The sequence below is a fragment of the Paenibacillus sp. FSL R7-0216 genome (genome assembly GCF_037969915.1).
In the GTDB taxonomy this organism is placed as follows: Bacteria; Bacillota; Bacilli; order Paenibacillales; family Paenibacillaceae; genus Fontibacillus; species Fontibacillus rhizolycopersici.
Genome location: NZ_CP150222.1, coordinates 2448302 through 2466660, shown reverse-complemented (window position 1 = coordinate 2466660; position 18359 = coordinate 2448302). Strand labels below are relative to the sequence as shown.

The following is an 18359-nucleotide window of genomic DNA, read 5'->3' as shown; positions in this document are numbered from 1 at the left end:
TAGGTGCTTCCGGTACCGGTGAGCCTCCAGGTTTCCACCAGTTGCCTGTAAGGAACAGCATATTCAATAAATTGTAGCTGTCACTGAAATAATCCTCTTTTTTGTTCTTCATCCAATCCCAGCCGGCGTTCACCCATGCCTGGTTCGCGGGGTTCGCCGTTCCCGCTGATATGAAGGGAGAGACGAACACCGCGGTGGCATAATCGCCAAAAGCCGTACCGTCAAGTTTATATCCGTTTTTGATGTTAGCCGGAGATCCGCCGGTTTTCCCTTTGATCCAGCCGGCCATTTTATCGGCTAGCGCTTTCGCTCGTGGATCGCCGTAGAAAGCGTAATCCATGACGATGCGCAGCGGCACCCGGCTGGCGTTATAAGCATATTGATTCGTTTCCTTGAACTCGTCCAGATACCATTCCGGAGCCGGCTTCGGCGGATTACCCACCACAAAGTCGGAAATAAGTCCCGTATTCGGCGAATAAGTTGATGTAAACTGCTGGTACACGTCATATAGATTGTCAATTACACGAATCCACGTCTCATCTCCGGTCACCTCGTAAAAGGCTCGCAGATGACTAAGCATCCAATCCGATGGGCGCGTATTCAGGGCGTCTTTGCCGTCCCAATCGCCCAGGTTCAAGCGGTAACCGGACGTCACGTAGCTGGCTTTAATGCCGTCAGTGATCATTTTCTTCGCTTCCTGCAAGTAATTGACGGACCCGCCCGACCCCCATTGATTATGCGCCAAAATCAACGAGTACGCGATATCGAGGTCCCCGTCGGTGGCCGAGCCAAAATGCCCTTGGGCTGCTTTGCTGTCGGCCACAACCCAACCCATCAAGTTCGGGTTGCCGCTGCTTTTGTACGCGCGAGCCGTCTTGAACAGCCCGTCGTAAATCGCCTTGGCGTTCGGATCATATCCGGCCATCAGTACGGTAATAATCATGCCGTAGCCTTGGCCTTCTGAGGAACCGAGCGCCGTAAATCCATCAGGATCGCCGGTGATGTCTCCCTTCACGTAATAACCACCAGGCAAAGAAGTTAAATTACTTTTGAGATAAGTCGCTTTCCAATAGTCATAGTAGGCTGTAACCGCCTGATTCATCGCGGCTTGGGTCACTTGGCTGGGCTTCAAAATGCCCGGATAGCTGACCTGCTGCGGGAACGGCTTCAGTTCGCCAGCTGCGGAAGCCGGAGAAGCCGGACCTACCGCCCCCACGGAGGCCGTAACGAACAGGCATAACAAGAAAAGACAAACCTTTTGGAGCATCATCTCATTCCTCCTCAAATCGAAAGTGTAAACCTAATCTTTCGTTAAGCGTCTTCGGAATTGCTTATCATGAAGCAGCAAGGATGTCTTACTTGTATTTTATTACAAATCCCAACGATAATAAACCGGACAACTCCTTCCGAAACATGATGTTTGTAAATGCGGCGATCGGGATACCCTAAAGAAGGGTAATGCCACCAATGCAGACCGACATAAGGAGGATCAACATGGAACATCAGAATGAACAGGCACGCGATGAGGCCGAGTTGCGGAATAAACTGGACCAACAAGGCGACTCGTTAGCCGAGAAGAAGAAAATGGAGAACGGCGTGGATATCGAACCGGAAGCGGATGAATGGGTCGCCAAGCCGGTGCCGTTTACCGACACGGATTCCGCGAAATAATGGCTGCTTCCACGAACTGTCCGCAGGGCCCGCTTGGGTTCCTGCTTTTTTTATGCCTTTCTTTGCTCCCCGAGAACAGGATAACAGGCTTAGCAGACGAATATCTTTGTATCAGAAGCAAAAATCGACCAAGGAGCGTGGATTTATGGAAGCGTTTGCGAAGGGTCTTCTAAAGGGAAAGACAATCCTGATTACCGGCGGCGGCACAGGACTAGGCCGGGCCATGGCGGAACGGTTCCTGCAGCTCGGGGCGAAGGTCGCCATCTGCGGACGTCGCGAGGAAGTATTGCGCAGCGCGGCTGAGGAGATGACGGCCGGCTGCGGTGGCGAGGTGCTCGCACAGCGCTGCGATGTGCGCGATCCCGAACAGGTACGCGCCTGTGTCGACACCGTTTGGCAACATTTCGGCAGCATCGACGCGCTGGTCAATAACGCGGCTGGTAATTTCATTAGTCCGACGGAACGCTTGTCGCCGCGCGCCGTCGACGCCGTGCTGGGCATTGTGCTGCACGGCACGTTTTATATGACGCTGGAGGTCGGGAAACGTTGGATTGAGCAGGAACGAACAGGGACAATGCTGAATATCGCCACCACCTACGCTTCGACCGGCTCGGGTTACGTCGTACCCTCCGCGGCAGCCAAAGCTGGCGTCTTGGCCCTGACCCGCTCGCTGGCCGTCGAATGGGCTCCTTACGGCATCCGCCAGGTAGCAATTGCTCCCGGTCCGTTTCCGACCGAGGGAGCCTGGTCCCGCCTCTCACCGACGCCAAAACTTGCGGAGAAGATGCTGGGACGCGTCCCGCTTGGCCGAACCGGCCGCCCTGAGGAATTGGCGGACCTAGCCGCCTTTCTACTATCGGACGCCGCAGCCTATATCAATGGGGAGGTCATCACAATTGACGGCGGCGAATGGTTGCGGGGCGCCGGCCAATTCAACGATCTTGCCGAGGTCACGGACGAGGAGTGGGATCGTCTCTCTGAGCTGACGCGCAAGGGGAAATAGATGGCTACTTGGGGAGGGGACAGCAAGAGGCAGGAGTAAAACTAGACCATTTGCTGCTCTTCCTCCCCTCCCCTTTTATTTTTGCGAACCAGCATGAGGATCATCAGGATCACCGGCAACCCTATTTGGATGATGGGGTACCATTTCAGGACGACGTCGATTCCTACCCACAGGTGGTGCGTAAAATTGGGAGAGATAAACGACATCCCGAGAATCGCGATCGCAAACGGGATAACCCACTTTTTATAAGGCGTGCCAGTGATCCGCGAGCCCCCTGCCACCGCCCCGATATAGAAGAGAACCAGCTTGGTTCCCAGTCCGATAAACAGGACGAGTACGAAGAGAATATCCATTCTTTCGAATACCTCAACCAATTCGATCTGCTGTACGACCTGCAATAAAGGGAAAGTGAGCGTCTCCGCCAGCTTTGGGCCTAACACCAGAACATTGATCTGATTGACAAGGATCAGGAATAACGCGGTTAATCCGTATGTGACCAGAATGGACCTGCGGAGCTTCTTTTCATCATGGATCATCGGAAAAAAGACCAGAAACAGCACGGTCTGCCCAAACGGGAATGATATGACGTCTGGAACGTTTTTCATCACGGGTTGAAGTCCGTTCTCCAATACGGGGAGCATGTTCTCGACATGGATCAAGCCAACCCCCGCAATCATCGAGATGAGGATAAAATAACTGATCATGATGAATGGGATCATGACCAGACAGCTCAGAAACACGGCATGAGGTCCATATCGGACGCTGTTGGCGATCACCAGGGTGGCGATCAGGATGATAATCCCAATAGGAGTTCGATTTAATAGCATATAAGAGGCAAGTTCACCTAAATCCCTCAGGTTGCGCGAAGCCTCATAGGCGAAATACGCCGCAAAAACACTACCGAAGACCGTACCGGTAACCTTGCCGAAATAGGTTCGGCATAACTCGAATAAGTCCCGCTTCGGGTCGAGGCGGTGAATGGCCAGATGCATCAGGAGCAGCAGCAACCCGGCCAGCGCCCCCAGGAGCATCACCAGCCAGGCATCCTGCTTCGCTTCGGCGCCGATCTGAAATAAGGTGGTGCTTCCGACCTCGAACAACGCGAAGCTGGAGATAAACTCCGGCAGTCTACTCTTCTTAAAGCCCATGAGGCACGCCTTCCTTCCTTCCTCCGGTTCATTTCTGCTCCGAGTCCTGATTCAACAAAGTATCGAACGATTTTTTGGTCAGGCCGGGACGTTGCAACTTCACCTTTACGCGGATGTCCAATTCGATCCGGGTTAACTCCTCGCCCCAGTCGTTTTGCAGCTTCTTCCATGTCTTCGGATCTTTGCGATGGATTTTATCGGCGAATCCGGGCAAGTCGACCCGCAGTTTACGGCTCGCTTCCCATCCCAATTCGATTTTGCTCCTTATCTCCTCCGCCACCGCCTTTTCGATTACTTTAATGCTCTGCGGCTTGGACAAATCCTCTGCACACATAAATTCCATCAGCAAATCGCCGCTCGCTTCCGTATCCACCTGCATGTTGTAATGCTGCTCCCCGGACCGGATCGGCGTCACCTTGGTTTTGGCGCTGGTAATCCGCACTGTTCCATCTTTTTTCTTGGTCTGAGCTCCCGAGCAGGAGAAGGATAGAGTGCTGCCCTTGACTTGATTCGTCAGCCACGAGATTCCGTAACTCTCGTTGCGGGATAGGTACCCGACGAGCCGGTTTTGATGAAACACACCCAACCGTTCAACCTTCATTTTAACGGGTGGCGAAGTGGTTTTATTGACGTCCAGCGATTCCAACGCCTTGGCGTTTCCTTTCGTGACGATGATCTCCGGTACACCGACCGTCTGTGCGTCGGAAACCAGCTTCTGAGCCATTTGAAATACATTAACGACTGGAAAATAAGAAGAGGAGCTGTTTTGCTTCCGCAAAATCTCGGCCAGAGCCGTACCCGGAATTTTTTCCGGAGGGACCATTTTACGTAATATTTCTCTTGCCTTGCCGTCCGTTACGGCAACGAGCACGGTTTCGCGAGCATCAATGTTGCGAAAATACAAATCGAGGATTTGCTCAATGCCCGTTTCGGCGACCTCCCTCCCGATCACGATGATGTCGGTATGACCGAAATACAACCGGCGCGGGTTTTCCGTATATCCTCGGTCGGCGGCCTCGCGAATCGTATTTCCCTTCGTCGTGAACACGTACACGCTCGGCTGAGAGCCGCCGCCGGCGCTTCCTCCGCCTTGGCTTGCCCCGCTAGCCGACGGGATGATCACCTGATAAGTCATCTCCCATTCATCTCCGCTGCGATCAAAGCCGTTGGCTACGGTAATGCCCAATTCGTCCAACTCCGTGCGGTTCCAGCAGCCTGCCGTCGCCATGCACACAAGGACGGCAGCGCAGCACAACAAGATTCGGCGCATCTCGCACTCTCCTAGGATTTATTTGGGTCCTCTTTCGGACCGTTCCCTTGTCTCACCTGATTTTGGATACTGATATATTCCGGACGCTTATTCATTCTGGGCCAAGGCAAACGGATAAACACATCCTTAATGTTGGACCAGCTTAGCGGAGCGACCGGCAGGAAATAAGGAACTCCAAAAGATTGAAGCGAGACCAAATGCATCAGCAAGGGGATTATGCCGGACAAGATCCCATATAGACCAAAACTCCCTGCCAAAATCATGAGACCGAAGCGAATCAGCCGCACAGCCGACGACATGGCAAACGTAGGAATGACGAAATTAGCAATGGCCGTAAACGACACGATAATGACCATAACGGCAGAGACAAGTCCGGCTTGAACTGCGGCTTGTCCCAATACCAGCGCTCCCACGATCGAAATCGCAGGACCCACTACCCGCGGCATTCGAACGCCGGCTTCCCGAATCACCTCGAAGGTAATTTCCATCAGCATCGCTTCCAGGAGCGCCGGAAGCGGCGTGCCTTCACGCTGGGCCGCGATGCTAATTAGCATCGTGGTGGGGAGCATCTCCGGATGAAACGTCGTAACCGCAATATACAGGGATGGGAGCAGCATCGCGACCAAGAAGGAAAACAAACGAATATTCCGCAGAAAAGAAGAAATATCGTACCTTTGGTAATAGTCTTCGCTGGATAGGAAAAACTTAAAAAACGTCACCGGACAAACCAACGCGAAAGGAGTACCGTCAATAAGGATGGAGACCTGTCCATCCAATAAAGAACCGGCTACGGTATCGGGACGCTCGGTATTTATAATCGTCGGAAACGGGGTGAAGGCACGGTCTTGAATAAACTCTTCGATATAACCGCTCTCCAGAATGCTGTCGGTATCGATGGCATCCAACCGCTTCAAGACTTCCTCCACTACGGAAGCCTGGGCGATTCCCCGGATATAAGCCACGACTACCCGAGTTTGGGTATATGTGCCGATGACACGATTTTCAAGGCGCAAATCCGGCGTTCTCAGCCGTTTGCGGATGAGTGATAAGTTCGTCGAGATGTCTTCCGTAAAACCTTCCTTCGGTCCGCGAATCACGGTCTGGGAGGACGGCTCTTCGACGGATCGTCGCGATCCGCCGGGGATGGATACAAGCAGGGCGCCTTCCACTCCCTCAACGAGGACTACCGCTGCTCCGGTTAGCATGCCGGATAGCATCTCGCGCTCTGTGCTTGCCAGCTTTACGCTTCCCGCGCTAATGGAATCCGCGAACTGCTCCTTCGAACTGGCCTCTCCCCCTTCCTGAATCATGTCTTCGAGGTTACTCATCAGCTCGCTTAACAGCTTAGGATCAGTCAAGCTGTCGATATAACTGACGACAAATTTCTCATTCGCCATTTTGCGGATGTGGACATCCGGGCTGTTTCCTAAAGCTTCCTGGATCATAACGACCGTATCGCTTGGGGGCCCGTCTATTGGACAGCTAGCCGCTTCATTGGGTCCCTCCGTGATCGATTCCGCCTTGTCCTTCCGCCGGATATGGGGCGGCCGATTTCGGTTGATTCTTCTCATTCCGTGCCTCCGGATCTAAGCAGTTGTAATTTGTAATATGTGCCAAATCCAAATTAGGTATGCGTTCGGAGGGGAGAAGTTCACATCCCAACAAAAAAACTCCGGCTAAATGCCGGAGCTTTGCATGTTGTAATCAGCCTGATTATCGCTAGGGTCCAAGGAAGTCTCCCGCTGCATGCGGCGCATACGCTTCGTCCACTCAACCACGAGATAAAACACCAAGAACAATCCCATAAATCCTGCGGAATATCGGTACATTACGGCATAGTTGGTTCCGGAAGCGATAGCTCCCAAAATAACGGCGCCAACAGCGACGCCAAAATCCATGGAGTTATAAAACATGCTGTTAGCGCTCCCGTATTGCTCGGGCTTGCAAGTACGAAGCATCCAGGCTTGAATCGTCGGCTGGATCGCGCCGAAACCTAGTCCGTACAGCAGCGACGATAGGATTAACATTGGCAGGTTCGTTGTGTAGGAAAGGATGAACATACTTGCGATCACGAGTAGCGCGGACGGGATCAGAACGGCGGCATGACCTCTGGCGTCAAAGATCCGCCCGGAGATCGGACGAATGAGGACGACCGTCACCGCGTTAAACAGGAAAAACAATCCGACCTGATCCAAGTGGATAAACTCGCCGAACAGCGCTATAAAACTCAAGAGCCCGCTGTAGGTAACAGCTAGAATCATATTTAGCAGAGCAGGAAACACAAGCCCACGGTTAAACGCCGGACGTTGTTTCGCGTTGGTATCTTCTTCGCCCTGCGTCGCTCTGGGCTGCCGCTGCTCCTTCTCTTTCATCGGCCGAATCGCGGGAAGCGCCCGAGTTAGCAGCAACAACGGAAACATTAGCAGCACGGCAGTTGTCCCTATCAGCGTTAGTGTTCCAAAACCTAACTCCCGCATGACATTCAAGCCGATCATCGGACCGATCGACATGGCCAGGCTACTGGATAACCCGAAGTATCCAATACCTTCCCCCATGCGTTGGAGCGGAATGATCCGCGAGGCAAAGGTTGGCAGCAGCGTACTACCAATACCGAAGCCGATCCCGTAAACGGCCCTGACCAGCAGAAGAGTGCCTACCGATCCGGCAGCGCTGTTGAGGACCGTCGCCACCGCCGCAATAATTAACCCGATGAACAATAGCACATTGGGCGATAGTTTGCGCAGCAGCCCCGCCGCCAGAAACCGCGTTAGGATGGCCGACCCGGCAAATACGCTGGTCACAAGACTAACCTGAAGATCGCTTGCGGCAAACTCGCTTTTTACATAAGACGAAAACGTCGACAATAGCATATGCAAATTTAAGAACAACAAAAAAGCAGAGATCGTTAATGAAATAAACGATCTCGTCCAAAGCCGTTCCGATTCAGGTTGTTGATTCGATGGTAAGCTCATATAATCTCTCTCTCTCCTTCTCCTTGCACTTATTTCTCTACTTCGTCAAATTGGGAGTCGCTGAAATGAACATGAATGCGTTGAAGCAAATCCATCAACAATTCGTACTCCTCACCGCTCATCATCCGCTTGACCTCATCGGTCACGCTTTGCTCGATCGGCGCCGTTTCCCGGATGATCTCCTTCCCCCGCTCCGTACTGTAGACAAAAAAGGATCTACGGTCCTGCCGCCCCGGTTCCTTGAATACCAACCCCTTACTCTCCAGAAGGTCGATAATACGGGTTGTCGTCGGCTTGTCTTTCCCGGTTCGATCCGCGATCTCCTTCTGAATCAAGCCGTTTGCTCTATCGATCTGGTTCAGCACGGACCACTGCTCCGCCGTGATATCATAGCCCTTCAGCCGATGCTGGAGCAAAGCTACGATTTTTCGGTAAGAGACGCCCATGATAAATCCCACCGCCAGTTCGCTTTGCGATTGATCCGTCGTCATACGAATTTCGCCCTCTCATATAGTTGTCATAACAATTATATGTCATTGAACTAATTACGTCAAAGTACGACAAAACTGCTAATGTCTATTTTCCGGTACACTAGGTGATCATCTTCTCCCTTTGCGAGACAGAAGAATACACTACCCTATATGAAATTGAAGGGGATATTCACTTATGAAATCTTCACGGCACTCACGTCATGTCACAAGTAAATGGAAAAAGAACGCGGTCTTAATGCAAAGCAGCAAGCTGCGGGCCTACCTCCCCGAAACTCGCCGATTCAGTAAAGAACATCTATCAAATATGCTAATGAAGCATAAAATGGTCTACGTTAAACCCGTGAACGGCACTTGGGGAAATGGGGTCATGCGAGTGGAATACCGACCTCACCAACGGCAGGGAAGCTACCAATTCCAGCTTGAGAAAATCGTTCGATCCTACGGTTCGATTGACGAGTTATACGCTTCGATCAAGAAGCATAAATTTCGAGGCAGCTACCTCATTCAGCAAGGCATCGATCTTCTCAAATACGACCAACGTCGATTTGACCTGCGCGTTATGGTTCAACGCACCCCGCAGAAAGTCTGGACAACGACAGGGATCATCGGCAGATTAGCTCATCCGAAGAAGATCGTCACCAACTATCACAGCGACGGAAAGCTCGTGGCTGCAGAGAAGTTGCTCACTCCGTATCTGAAGGGTCCTCGCCTCAAGTCATACATGAGTACGCTGCAGGATTTTGGCGAGGATATAGCCGATCACTTGAAGATCACGTTTCCCGGGCTGAGAGAAATCGGGGTAGATGTGGCAATTGACCAAAAGCTGCGTCCCTGGATCCTGGAGGTCAATACTTCCCCTGACCCCTTCATCTTCCGGAAACTGAAGGACAAGAGTATCTTCCGCACGATCATGAAATATGCCCGGGCTTATGGAAAATATAAATAAACACAAACAAACGAAACCGGACGGAAATGGCAATCCTACTGATGCCTTCCGTCCGGTTTTCGTTTGTTCAAGAGCCAAACTGCTTGTAGATTCCCATCAGCTTCCCGGCGGTTTGCTTCCAGCTAAACCGCTCAACGGCATCCTTCCGCGCTTGCCTGGACAACTTCGCAGCCAGCTCGCGATCTCGCGCCAGCTTCAGAATCCACTTGGCATGATCTGCCGGTTTGGCATACGCGTCTACCAGATAACCGTTCGCCCCATGCTTAATGATCTCCCCGATCCCTCCAATATTAGAAGCAACGACGGGAAGCCCAGAAGCCATCGCTTCAACGTTTACGAGTCCAAACGCTTCATGCTCTTGGGAGGGGCATGCGAACAAGTCGGCCTCGCGGAACTTGCGGTGAATGGCGCGATGCGGAACTTTTCCGGTGAACCTCACCGGAACCCCTCTTGCTCGTGCCAACCGTTTTAGTTCCTTTATATAACCTGGCCGGCCGCCTCCGATGACCGTGAGGTCGATCGCTCCATATTCTTGACGAGCGAGTCCGACCGCCCGAATCAGCACCGGGACCCCTTTCCGCGGGATCACCCGGCCGGCGAACAACACGCGGAACCGGCCCCCCGAACGGCTGGCTCTCCCCTCCGCCGGTCTGAACCGGCCGGTATCGACGCCGAGATAGACCTTTCGTAATTTCCCCGCATGGCGAGGGAAACGCGCGGCCAAACTCGCTTTAAGCGAGTCGCTGTTAGCGATGATCAGATCCGCTTTACCCAGACTTTCGTTCACCCGCGCCGTAGATTTTACGAAAGTTAGTGAATGCAGAAATAGGGTAACTGGAGTATGAGGAAACATGGCCTTGATTTTGGCCATGTAATGCGGGCGATTATCGACCTGGATCAAATCGTAGCGCCGTCCCCGGATGTATCGCAAGACCGATGCGATATAGCGGCTTGGGCTGCCGGTGTTTACACGGACGATCGTGAGTCTCCCCATCCTGCTGACATGTGGCAGACCACGGCCTGTTCTGCTGATTAAGGTTACCGTGTGGTTAAGCGCCAGCTGTCTGGCGATAGCCAGCATGCTGATTTCCACGGAACCGCTGCCGGGAACCGGTATTTGCTCGGGCGCCACCATTAATAGGTTCATAGGCTCCTCCTTGTGCATATGGCTTGCATCTATTTACCATATGCACAGATCAAGCCTCCCGCGCCGAGGCAATCACCCAAGCTGTCAGGTCACGCGGAACGTTCCCGTCCCAAAGGCGCAGATTTCCCCCTGGTCCAGCCGGGCATACGCCATCGTCGTCACCGATTTGCGCGATACGTGGACCATCTCCGCAGTCACGGTTATCCGTCCCTGTTCGGCTTTTGCCACATAATTCAAGTTCAAATTCGTTGTGACGACGCTTGCTTCGGGCTTAGCGATCATCGCTAGCAGTCCCATGGCCGAATCGATCAGCGTCGCGTGAACGCCGCCATGCACGATGCCAATCAAATTGAGATGTTGCGGACGGATGTCCAAGGTCATAACTACCCTGCGTTCGTCCGCTTCTTCCACCTGGCAGCCAAGGTAATCGACGAACGAACCGACCGCGGCTTGATTCCAAAGCTCCAGGCGCTGCCGCAGTTCTTCTGAATCCGCTTTCATTTCTTACGACCTCCCGTTCTTGTCGCCGCGTATTTTTCTCGTCCTCGGTTGACTGACCTTTCAAGTCTCCCAAGACCTCCGCTTAATTCGCTCGCGGCGGTTGCTGTCGTTCCGCTTCCTCTTCTACGAGCTTGCGGCGCAGCACTTTACCGGCAAGCGTTTTGGGCAGACTGTCGCGGAACTCATAAACCTTCGGCACTTTGTAGGCGGCCAGCTTTTCCTTGCACCAACGCTTGATGGCGTCCGCATCCGGAGGAGTACCTTCCTTTAAGACAATGTAGGCTTTGACAGTCTCTCCCCGATACGGATCGTAAATACCGGCGACGATCGCCTCCTCCACATCCGGATGCTCAAACAGTACCTCTTCAACTTCACGCGGATAGATGTTATAACCGCCGGCAATAATCAAATCCTTGCGTCGGTCCAGGATATAGAAGTAACCATCCTCATCCATCCGTCCCAAGTCGCCGGTCAGCAACCAACCGTCGCGCAGGGTCTTGTACGTCTCCTCCGGACGGTTCCAATACCCGCGCATCACCTGGGGACCATATACGGCGAGCTCCCCGATTTCACCGACCGGAACTTCCTCGAGCGTGTCCGGATGCACGATCATGGCGTCGGTGTCGGGAAAAGGAATGCCGATCGACCCGCTCTTCCGTGTCTCCCAGATGTTGTTGGCATGGGTGACGGGCGAAGCTTCAGTCAATCCGTAACCTTCGATCAGTTTCCCTCCGGTCACCTCCTCGAACCGGGTCTGCACCTCTAACGGCAGCGGTGCCGCACCGCTTACACACACATTGATCGAGGATAAATCGTACCCCGCGATGTCTTTGTGGTTAATAATAGCCACGTACATCGTCGGCGCACCTGGGAATACCGTAGGTTTCTTGTTATGGATCGTCTGAAGTACCTGATTGATGTCAAAGCGCGGCAGCAGCATCAAAGTACCACCCAAAGCGACCGATTGATTTAACAACACCGTCATCCCGAACACATGAAAAAAAGGAAGCGCGGCCAAATATTTCTCTTTCCCCAGACGGGAACGGTAGAACCAAAGCTGATTTTGTATCGTGTTAGCTACCAAATTCATATGCGTCAGCATGACGCCTTTGGCAAACCCCGTCGTCCCGCCGGTATACTGCAATAAGGCCAAATCCTGTTCAGGATCAAGCTCGACACGGCAGGGCTCAGAGCTTCCGCCGGTAAGAAATGCGGGGAACGCGAGCAGCCGGTCATTGTAGTTTAAATGGACGGCCATTCCGTCTTTCTTTGCCTTGATCGGATAAAGGAGGTTCTTGGGAAAAGGCAAATAATCCTTGATCGATGTCGCAATGATGTATTCCAGCGGGCGCAGCTTTGTCGCTGTCCTCACGCGTTCGACAAGTGGATCGAGCGTGACCATGACGCGGGCACCGGCATCGTTAAGCTGATGTTCCAGTTCCCTAGGCATGTAAAGCGGGTTCGTCATCACCGCAATGCCGCCCATCATCAAGGTTCCGTAATAAGCAATCACTGCCTGCGGGCAATTTGGCAGCATGATGGCTACCCGGTCGCCCTTGCGAATGCCCAGCTTCCGCAGGGCATTCGCAAACCGGTACGTCTGTTCCAACAAAACACGGTACGTCATTTTCTTTCCCATGAATTCCAGAGCCGTTACTTCGGGATACCGATCGGCGGAAAGTTCCAGGAAATGCGCGAGATTTTGCTTTGGATAATCATAGGTGGGCGGTACTTCAGCGGGATAAAACTTCAGCCAAGGTTTCCTTGTCATACGCCTGCCTCCCAACCTCGCAAATTTTACAAAACGTATTTCTCTGCTTCAATCACTTTGGCGGCGATTTGCCGTTTTAATGACAGCGTATTCATCGCCGAACGCTTTGTCAATTTCTTGAGGATGGACAGCTGGGTGCGCAACAGGTCCCCTTGTTCCATGTAGCTTAACGCTTCTTTGGCCCAAGCTTCGATCTTGCCGAATTCTTCGTGGATGAACACACTCGTCATCGCAATTGGCAGCGCCGCTTTATCTTCACCGGCACTCGCAATGAGCTTCTGTGTGCGGAGCAGCGCACTTTCCATCGCATAAATGGCGATCATGATATCCGCCAAGTGGCTCAGTAGCTCTTGCTCACGCTCCAGCTTCAACTGATATTTCTGCACGGCCTGAGCTCCGGCCATCAGGAAGATCTTTTTGGACATGGACAGCAGATGCGCTTCCTCCTCCAGCGTCCCTTCGAAAGTCCGGCTTGGCATCGGCTCCATCAGCTCCAATTGCAGTTTCTGTGCAGCAGGGAGCAGCGGCAGTTCACCTTTCATCGCGCGTTTCACCAAGCTGCCAGGGATCAGAAGGCGGTTGATTTCGTTTGTGCCTTCAAAAATCCGGTTGATCCGCGAGTCGCGGTAAATCCGCTCGATCCGATACTCCTGCGTAAATCCGTAACCGCCGTGGATTTGCACTCCTTCGTCCGCAACGAAATCCAACACCTCTGAGCCGAATACTTTGTTGATTGAGCATTCCAATTGATATTCGGCGATCGCCTTGGCCGATTGATATCCCACGTCGGTACTGCTATGATCCACTTCAGCCAACCCGATATCAAACAGGCCGGCGGTGCGGTACACCATGCTTTCCAGCACGAACGTACGCGTATTCATCTCTGCCAACTTTTTGCCGACCAGCGGGAAGGACGAGATTTTTTGCCCGAATTGGGTCCGCTCGTTGGCGTATTTCGAAGCATATTCGATCGCATCTTTAGAGGAGCCCAAGCAGCCGGCAGCCAATTTGAATCGTCCGATGTTCAGGATGTTAAAGGCGATTAAATGGCCTTTGCCAACTTCCCATAGAAGGTTGTCAACCGGCACCTTCACGTCTTCCAGAATCAACGGGCATGTGGAGGAGCCCTTAATCCCCATCTTCTTCTCTTCCGGTCCGATGCTGACCCCCTCCATGCTCCGCTCCACAATAAACGTGCTGAAGTCCGTGCCGTTCACTTTGGCGTAGACGATGAACACGTCGGCGAAACCGGCATTGGTAATAAACTGCTTAGTGCCGTTCAAAACATAATGCGTGCCATCCTCCGACAACACGGCCGTCGTTTTGGCGCCTAACGCATCGGAGCCCGAGGAAGGCTCCGTCAGGCAATAAGCCGCGAGCAGCTCGCCCGTCGCCAGCTTCGGCAAATATTTCTGCTTCTGCGCTTCGGTCCCAAAATACACGATCGGCAGCGTCCCGATCCCAACATGGGCCCCGGCTGAAAGCGCGAACGAAGAAGCTTTGGTCAGCCTTTCGCTGATCAACGTCGTGCTGACTTTATCGAGCCCCATGCCTCCGTAAGCCTCGGGAACATCAGCGCCGAGCAACCCTACCTCGCCTGCTTTGCGCAGCAAATCAGCGGTCAGCTCGTAATTCAAATGCTCGATCTCCTCGTCCCTCGGGAGGATTTCCGCCTTCACAAATTCCTCCGTCGTCTCCCCAATCATCCGCTGCTCTTCGCTGAAGTCCTCCGGCGTCACAACCCGGTTGCAGTCAATGTCCGCGATGACGAAGCTTCCGCCTGCGATTTTTTCCATCGTTTCGTTGCTCATGCGATCCTCTCCTTCATTTAATTAATGGGATGAACTTCTAATACACCAGCCGCACCCATGCCGCCGCCGATACACATGGACACAACCCCATACCCGCCGCCGCGGCGGCGCAGCTCATGAATCAGCGAGATCGACAACTTCGTGCCCGTACAGCCCAGCGGATGCCCCAACGCGATTGCGCCGCCATTTACGTTCACTTTGTCCTCATCCAAGCCCAACTCGCGGATCACGTGCAGGCATTGGGAGGCGAACGCTTCGTTGATTTCAAACAGATCGACATCCTTCACGGTGATGCCGGCTGCGGAAAGCGCCTTCGGAATCGCCTTCACCGGACCAACGCCCATCAGCTCCGGCTCTACGCCGGCTACCGCAAAGGAACGGAACGTCGCCAGCGGCTGAAGTCCAAGCGATTCCGCTTTCTCCCGGCTCATCACGACGACGGCCGCCGCCCCATCGTTCATCGGGGAAGAGTTCCCCGCAGTCACGGTACCGCCTTGCTTAAAGCTGGGTTTCAGCTTGGCTAGCGCCTCCGCGGTCGTGTCGCCGCGTACGCTTTCGTCGGTGTCGAAGACAAAGCGCTTCGCTTTCACTTTCCCGCGCTCATCCAGGCTGCGATGCTCTGCCTCAAATGGAACGATTTCTTCCTTAAACTTGCCTTCGGCGATCGCTCGTGCCGCCTTCAAATGCGAGTTCAAAGCGAAGCGATCCTGGTCCTCGCGGGAGACGCCAAACCGCTCCGCGACGCGTTCCGCCGTATGGCCCATCGCCATATAAGCCTCGGGCATCTCGGCAACGATCCGCGGATTCGGCGACACCTTAAACCCGGTCATCGGAACATGGCTCATGCTTTCTACTCCGCCGGCAATCAGCACATCGGCCTGCCCGAGCATGATCCGTTCCGCCGCGAAAGCGATCGCCTGAAGTCCGGACGAACAAAAGCGATTGATGGTTAAAGCCGGCACCGTCACCGGAAACCCGGCGTATAAGGACATGATGCGCGCGAAGTTTAGCCCCTGTTCCCCTTCCGGCATCGCGCATCCGATGATGATGTCCTCAACATCCGCTTTGCTAAGGCCGGGAGCGCGCTCCACCGCGGCTTCCAACACGATCTTGCCCAAATCATCGGCGCGCGTTTGGGTCAAGCTGCCTTTCTTGGCTCTGCCCACCGCCGTCCGAGCTGTCGATACGATTACAGCCTCTTTCATCGTCTATTCACTCTCCCCCTCATTTAGTTCCGCAACGGTTTTCCTTTGCTCAGCATGTGCTGCATCCGCTGGCGTGTCTTCGGCTCCCCGCACAAGCTCAGGAACGCTTCGCGTTCCAAATCAAGCATGTATTGCTCCGTTACATACGTTCCCGCCGGCACGTCGCCACCAGCAAGCACATGGGCCAGTTTGTTTGCGATCAGTAGATCGTGGTCGCTGATGTACCCGCCCTCGTGCATGCCAAGTACACCCAGCTGGAGCACCGCTTTCCCTTCGGAACCGACGACGCGGAACTTCGTTTCGGGAATCGGCTCATACCCGCTTCCCGCCAGCTTCAGCACAGCCTGCTTCGCCTCATAGATCGTATGGTCGGGATTCAGCACGACCCGGTCGGAAGGTTTAAGCAGCCCCAGTCGTTTGGCATCATGGCCACTGGTTGAGACGGTGGCAGTGCCCACCGTTTGGAAGTAATGATTGAGATAAGGCTGTATGTCGGCTTCGGCGATGGATGCTTGCTGGCTGGCACGTAGCGCCAGTTCCTTGCAGCCTCCGCCCGCCGGAATCAGTCCAACGCCGACCTCAACGAGCCCGTAATAGGTTTCGGCGGTGGCAATGACCTGATCGGCCGGCATGCAGGCCTCCACTCCGCCGCCCAGCGTCATGCGATGCGGAGCAGCGATCACCGGCTTCTCGAATCGTTTCAAGCGGTACATCGTGTTCTGAAACAGACGAATGATGTCATCGACTTCATCCCATTCCTCGTCCTGCGCTTCCATCAGGAGCAGCATAAGATTGGCGCCTACGCAGAAATTACGCCCTTGATTGGCAATGACAAGGCCTTCGAAGTTATCCCTTACTTCGTCCATGCTTTGCGAGATCATCTGCAAAATATCCGCACCGATCGCATTGTTCGGCGAATGGAACTCCAGGCAGGCCACGCCGTCACCGAGATCGATCAGACTCGCGCCGCTGTTGCTGCGAACAACCTTGTTCTGCGACTTCAGATCGCGAAGCGTAATTTGTTCTGGCGGGAGCTCAACGGGGGTATACCCGCCAACTGCGGCTTGGAATAGAGAGCCGCCGTCTTTTTTGTAGAACGAGGTATTCCCTTCTGCGATCCAATCCTTGACCCAGGCCGGTACCGCCAGCCCTTCGGCCTCCATTTTCTCAACCGAGCGGACTAACCCGATGGCATCCCATGTTTCGAACGGGCCCAACTCCCAGTTGAAGCCCCACTTCATCGCCTCGTCGATTTCGCGGATGCTGTCTGCGATTCCCCCCCGTTTGGCGGCGGAGTAGATCAACACCTGCTTGAGTACATCCCAGGCTAACTGCGAGTAGCGATCCTGAGCACTGAGCAGCGCTTTCGTCTTGGCAGCCGCGCCTTTCGCCAGCTTGGCGGCTTCCAAGGAAGCGGACGCTATCTTGCGTTGCGGGCCGTAGTCCATCGTCTGGAGGTTCAGGGACAAAATCTCGCTCCCCCGTTCCCCCTTAATTTTCCGATAGAAACCCTGCCCGCTCTTCTCCCCAAGCCAGCCCCGAGACACCATATCTTTGAGCGTAGCCGGTGCAGCAAACACCACTTTCTCCGCTTCGTCTGTCACATTTGCGAATACGTTATCGGCCACATGCAGAAACGTATCCAATCCAACTAAATCCAAGGTGCGAAAAGTAGCGCTCTTCGGACGGCCCATCGCCGGTCCGGTGACCGCATCCACCTCTTCGACGGTGTAACCCTTCTCCTCCATCTCACGCAGAGTAACCAGCAGCCCATAAGTGCCGATCCGGTTGGCGATGAAGTTTGGCGTATCTTTCGCGAGCACGACCGTTTTGCCAAGCGTGCGCTCGCAGACACGGCGTATATCAGCGACCAACTTCGGGTCGGTCGTTTGCCCGGGGATGATCTCCAGCAGCTTCATATACCGCGGTGGGTTAAAGAAATGCGTGCCGAGAAAATGCTTCCGAAATTCCTCGGATCTCCCTTCAGCCATCGCGTTGATCGAAATACCCGACGTGTTAGAGCTGACGATCGTTCCCGGTTTCCAGTAGCGTTCTACTTGGGCCAGCAGCTTCTGCTTGACCTCAAGATTCTCGACGACGACCTCGATGACCCAATCCACCTCGGCAATAAGCGCTAGATGATCCTCCAAGTTGCCGGGCGTGATCCGCTGAGCAAAAGCGTTGTCATAAAGCGGGGCGGGTTTCGTCTTAGCCAGCCCGGCGATGGCCGCCGTAGCCAGTCGATTGCGCACGGAAGGATGGTCGAGCGTAAGTCCAGCGGCCATCTCCGCGTCGGTTAACCGCGGAGGGACGATGTCAAGCAGCAGGCAAGGGATCCCTGCGTTTGCCAGTTGGGCAGCAATGCCGGAGCCCATAATGCCGGAGCCGATAACGGCTGCTTTGCGGATCGGTTTGTTCATTTG

14 protein-coding genes and 1 pseudogene are annotated in these 18359 nt (G+C 54.0%); 3 read left to right on the top strand and 12 right to left on the bottom strand.

Features of this window, described 5'->3' with window-relative positions; translation table 11 throughout:
- Positions 1-7: 7 nt before the first annotated feature.
- A pseudogene (locus MKZ15_RS11090) lies at positions 8-1186 on the bottom strand (glycosyl hydrolase family 8); the annotation flags it as partial.
- A 308-nt stretch (positions 1187-1494) separates the two neighbouring features.
- Between MKZ15_RS11090 and MKZ15_RS11085 the strand changes: the two are divergent.
- Positions 1495-1671 carry a hypothetical protein gene (locus tag MKZ15_RS11085; protein ID WP_167521278.1) on the top strand — a complete coding sequence of 59 codons (177 nt, stop codon included), beginning with the start codon at positions 1495-1497 and terminating at the stop codon, positions 1669-1671.
- Positions 1672-1816: 145 nt separating this feature from the next.
- Positions 1817-2674, top strand: coding sequence for an SDR family oxidoreductase (locus MKZ15_RS11080; RefSeq protein ID WP_155608176.1), 858 nt, complete (start codon positions 1817-1819; stop codon positions 2672-2674).
- A 41-nt stretch (positions 2675-2715) separates the two neighbouring features.
- On the opposite strand, the gene MKZ15_RS11075 is transcribed toward MKZ15_RS11080, so the two are convergent.
- The 5 genes from MKZ15_RS11075 to MKZ15_RS11055 form a co-directional block, all read right to left on the bottom strand.
- Positions 2716-3822 (bottom strand): endospore germination permease, encoded by a 1107-nt coding sequence (locus tag MKZ15_RS11075; protein ID WP_339822011.1) that lies wholly within the window; start codon positions 3820-3822, stop codon positions 2716-2718.
- Between the two features lie 28 nt (positions 3823-3850).
- Entirely contained in the window at positions 3851-5092 is a 1242-nt protein-coding gene (locus tag MKZ15_RS11070) for a Ger(x)C family spore germination protein (RefSeq protein WP_339822008.1), read from the bottom strand.
- Positions 5093-5103: 11 nt separating this feature from the next.
- Positions 5104-6663: a spore germination protein gene (locus tag MKZ15_RS11065; protein ID WP_339822005.1), complete on the bottom strand. Its 1560-nt coding sequence runs from the start codon at positions 6661-6663 to the stop codon at positions 5104-5106.
- Positions 6664-6768: 105 nt separating this feature from the next.
- Positions 6769-8064 carry an MFS transporter gene (locus MKZ15_RS11060; RefSeq protein ID WP_339822002.1) on the bottom strand — a complete coding sequence of 432 codons (1296 nt, stop codon included), beginning with the start codon at positions 8062-8064 and terminating at the stop codon, positions 6769-6771.
- A gap of 29 nt (positions 8065-8093) precedes the next feature.
- Positions 8094-8555, bottom strand: coding sequence for a MarR family transcriptional regulator (locus MKZ15_RS11055; protein ID WP_155608130.1), 462 nt, complete (start codon positions 8553-8555; stop codon positions 8094-8096).
- Between the two features lie 175 nt (positions 8556-8730).
- Between MKZ15_RS11055 and MKZ15_RS11050 the strand changes: the two genes are divergently transcribed.
- Entirely contained in the window at positions 8731-9501 is a 771-nt protein-coding gene (locus MKZ15_RS11050) for a YheC/YheD family protein (protein ID WP_155608129.1), read from the top strand.
- A 67-nt stretch (positions 9502-9568) separates the two neighbouring features.
- On the opposite strand, the gene MKZ15_RS11045 is transcribed toward MKZ15_RS11050, so the two are convergent.
- The 6 genes from MKZ15_RS11045 to MKZ15_RS11020 form a co-directional block, all read right to left on the bottom strand.
- Positions 9569-10648 (bottom strand): glycosyltransferase family 4 protein, encoded by a 1080-nt coding sequence (locus MKZ15_RS11045; protein ID WP_339821997.1) that lies wholly within the window; start codon positions 10646-10648, stop codon positions 9569-9571.
- Positions 10649-10732: 84 nt separating this feature from the next.
- The gene (locus tag MKZ15_RS11040) at positions 10733-11149 is read right to left on the bottom strand and encodes a PaaI family thioesterase (RefSeq protein WP_155608127.1); all 417 of its coding nucleotides are present in this window, start codon (positions 11147-11149) and stop codon (positions 10733-10735) included.
- Positions 11150-11231: 82 nt separating this feature from the next.
- On the bottom strand, positions 11232-12920 hold the full coding sequence (locus MKZ15_RS11035; RefSeq protein WP_339821992.1) for an AMP-binding protein: 1689 nt from the start codon (positions 12918-12920) through the stop codon (positions 11232-11234).
- Positions 12921-12946: 26 nt separating this feature from the next.
- Entirely contained in the window at positions 12947-14731 is a 1785-nt protein-coding gene (locus MKZ15_RS11030) for an acyl-CoA dehydrogenase family protein (RefSeq protein ID WP_339821989.1), read from the bottom strand.
- A gap of 17 nt (positions 14732-14748) precedes the next feature.
- On the bottom strand, positions 14749-15936 hold the full coding sequence (locus MKZ15_RS11025) for an acetyl-CoA C-acyltransferase (RefSeq protein WP_193415334.1): 1188 nt from the start codon (positions 15934-15936) through the stop codon (positions 14749-14751).
- Between the two features lie 23 nt (positions 15937-15959).
- Positions 15960-18356: a 3-hydroxyacyl-CoA dehydrogenase NAD-binding domain-containing protein gene (locus MKZ15_RS11020; protein ID WP_339821986.1), complete on the bottom strand. Its 2397-nt coding sequence runs from the start codon at positions 18354-18356 to the stop codon at positions 15960-15962.
- Between the last annotated feature and the right edge of the window lie 3 nt (positions 18357-18359).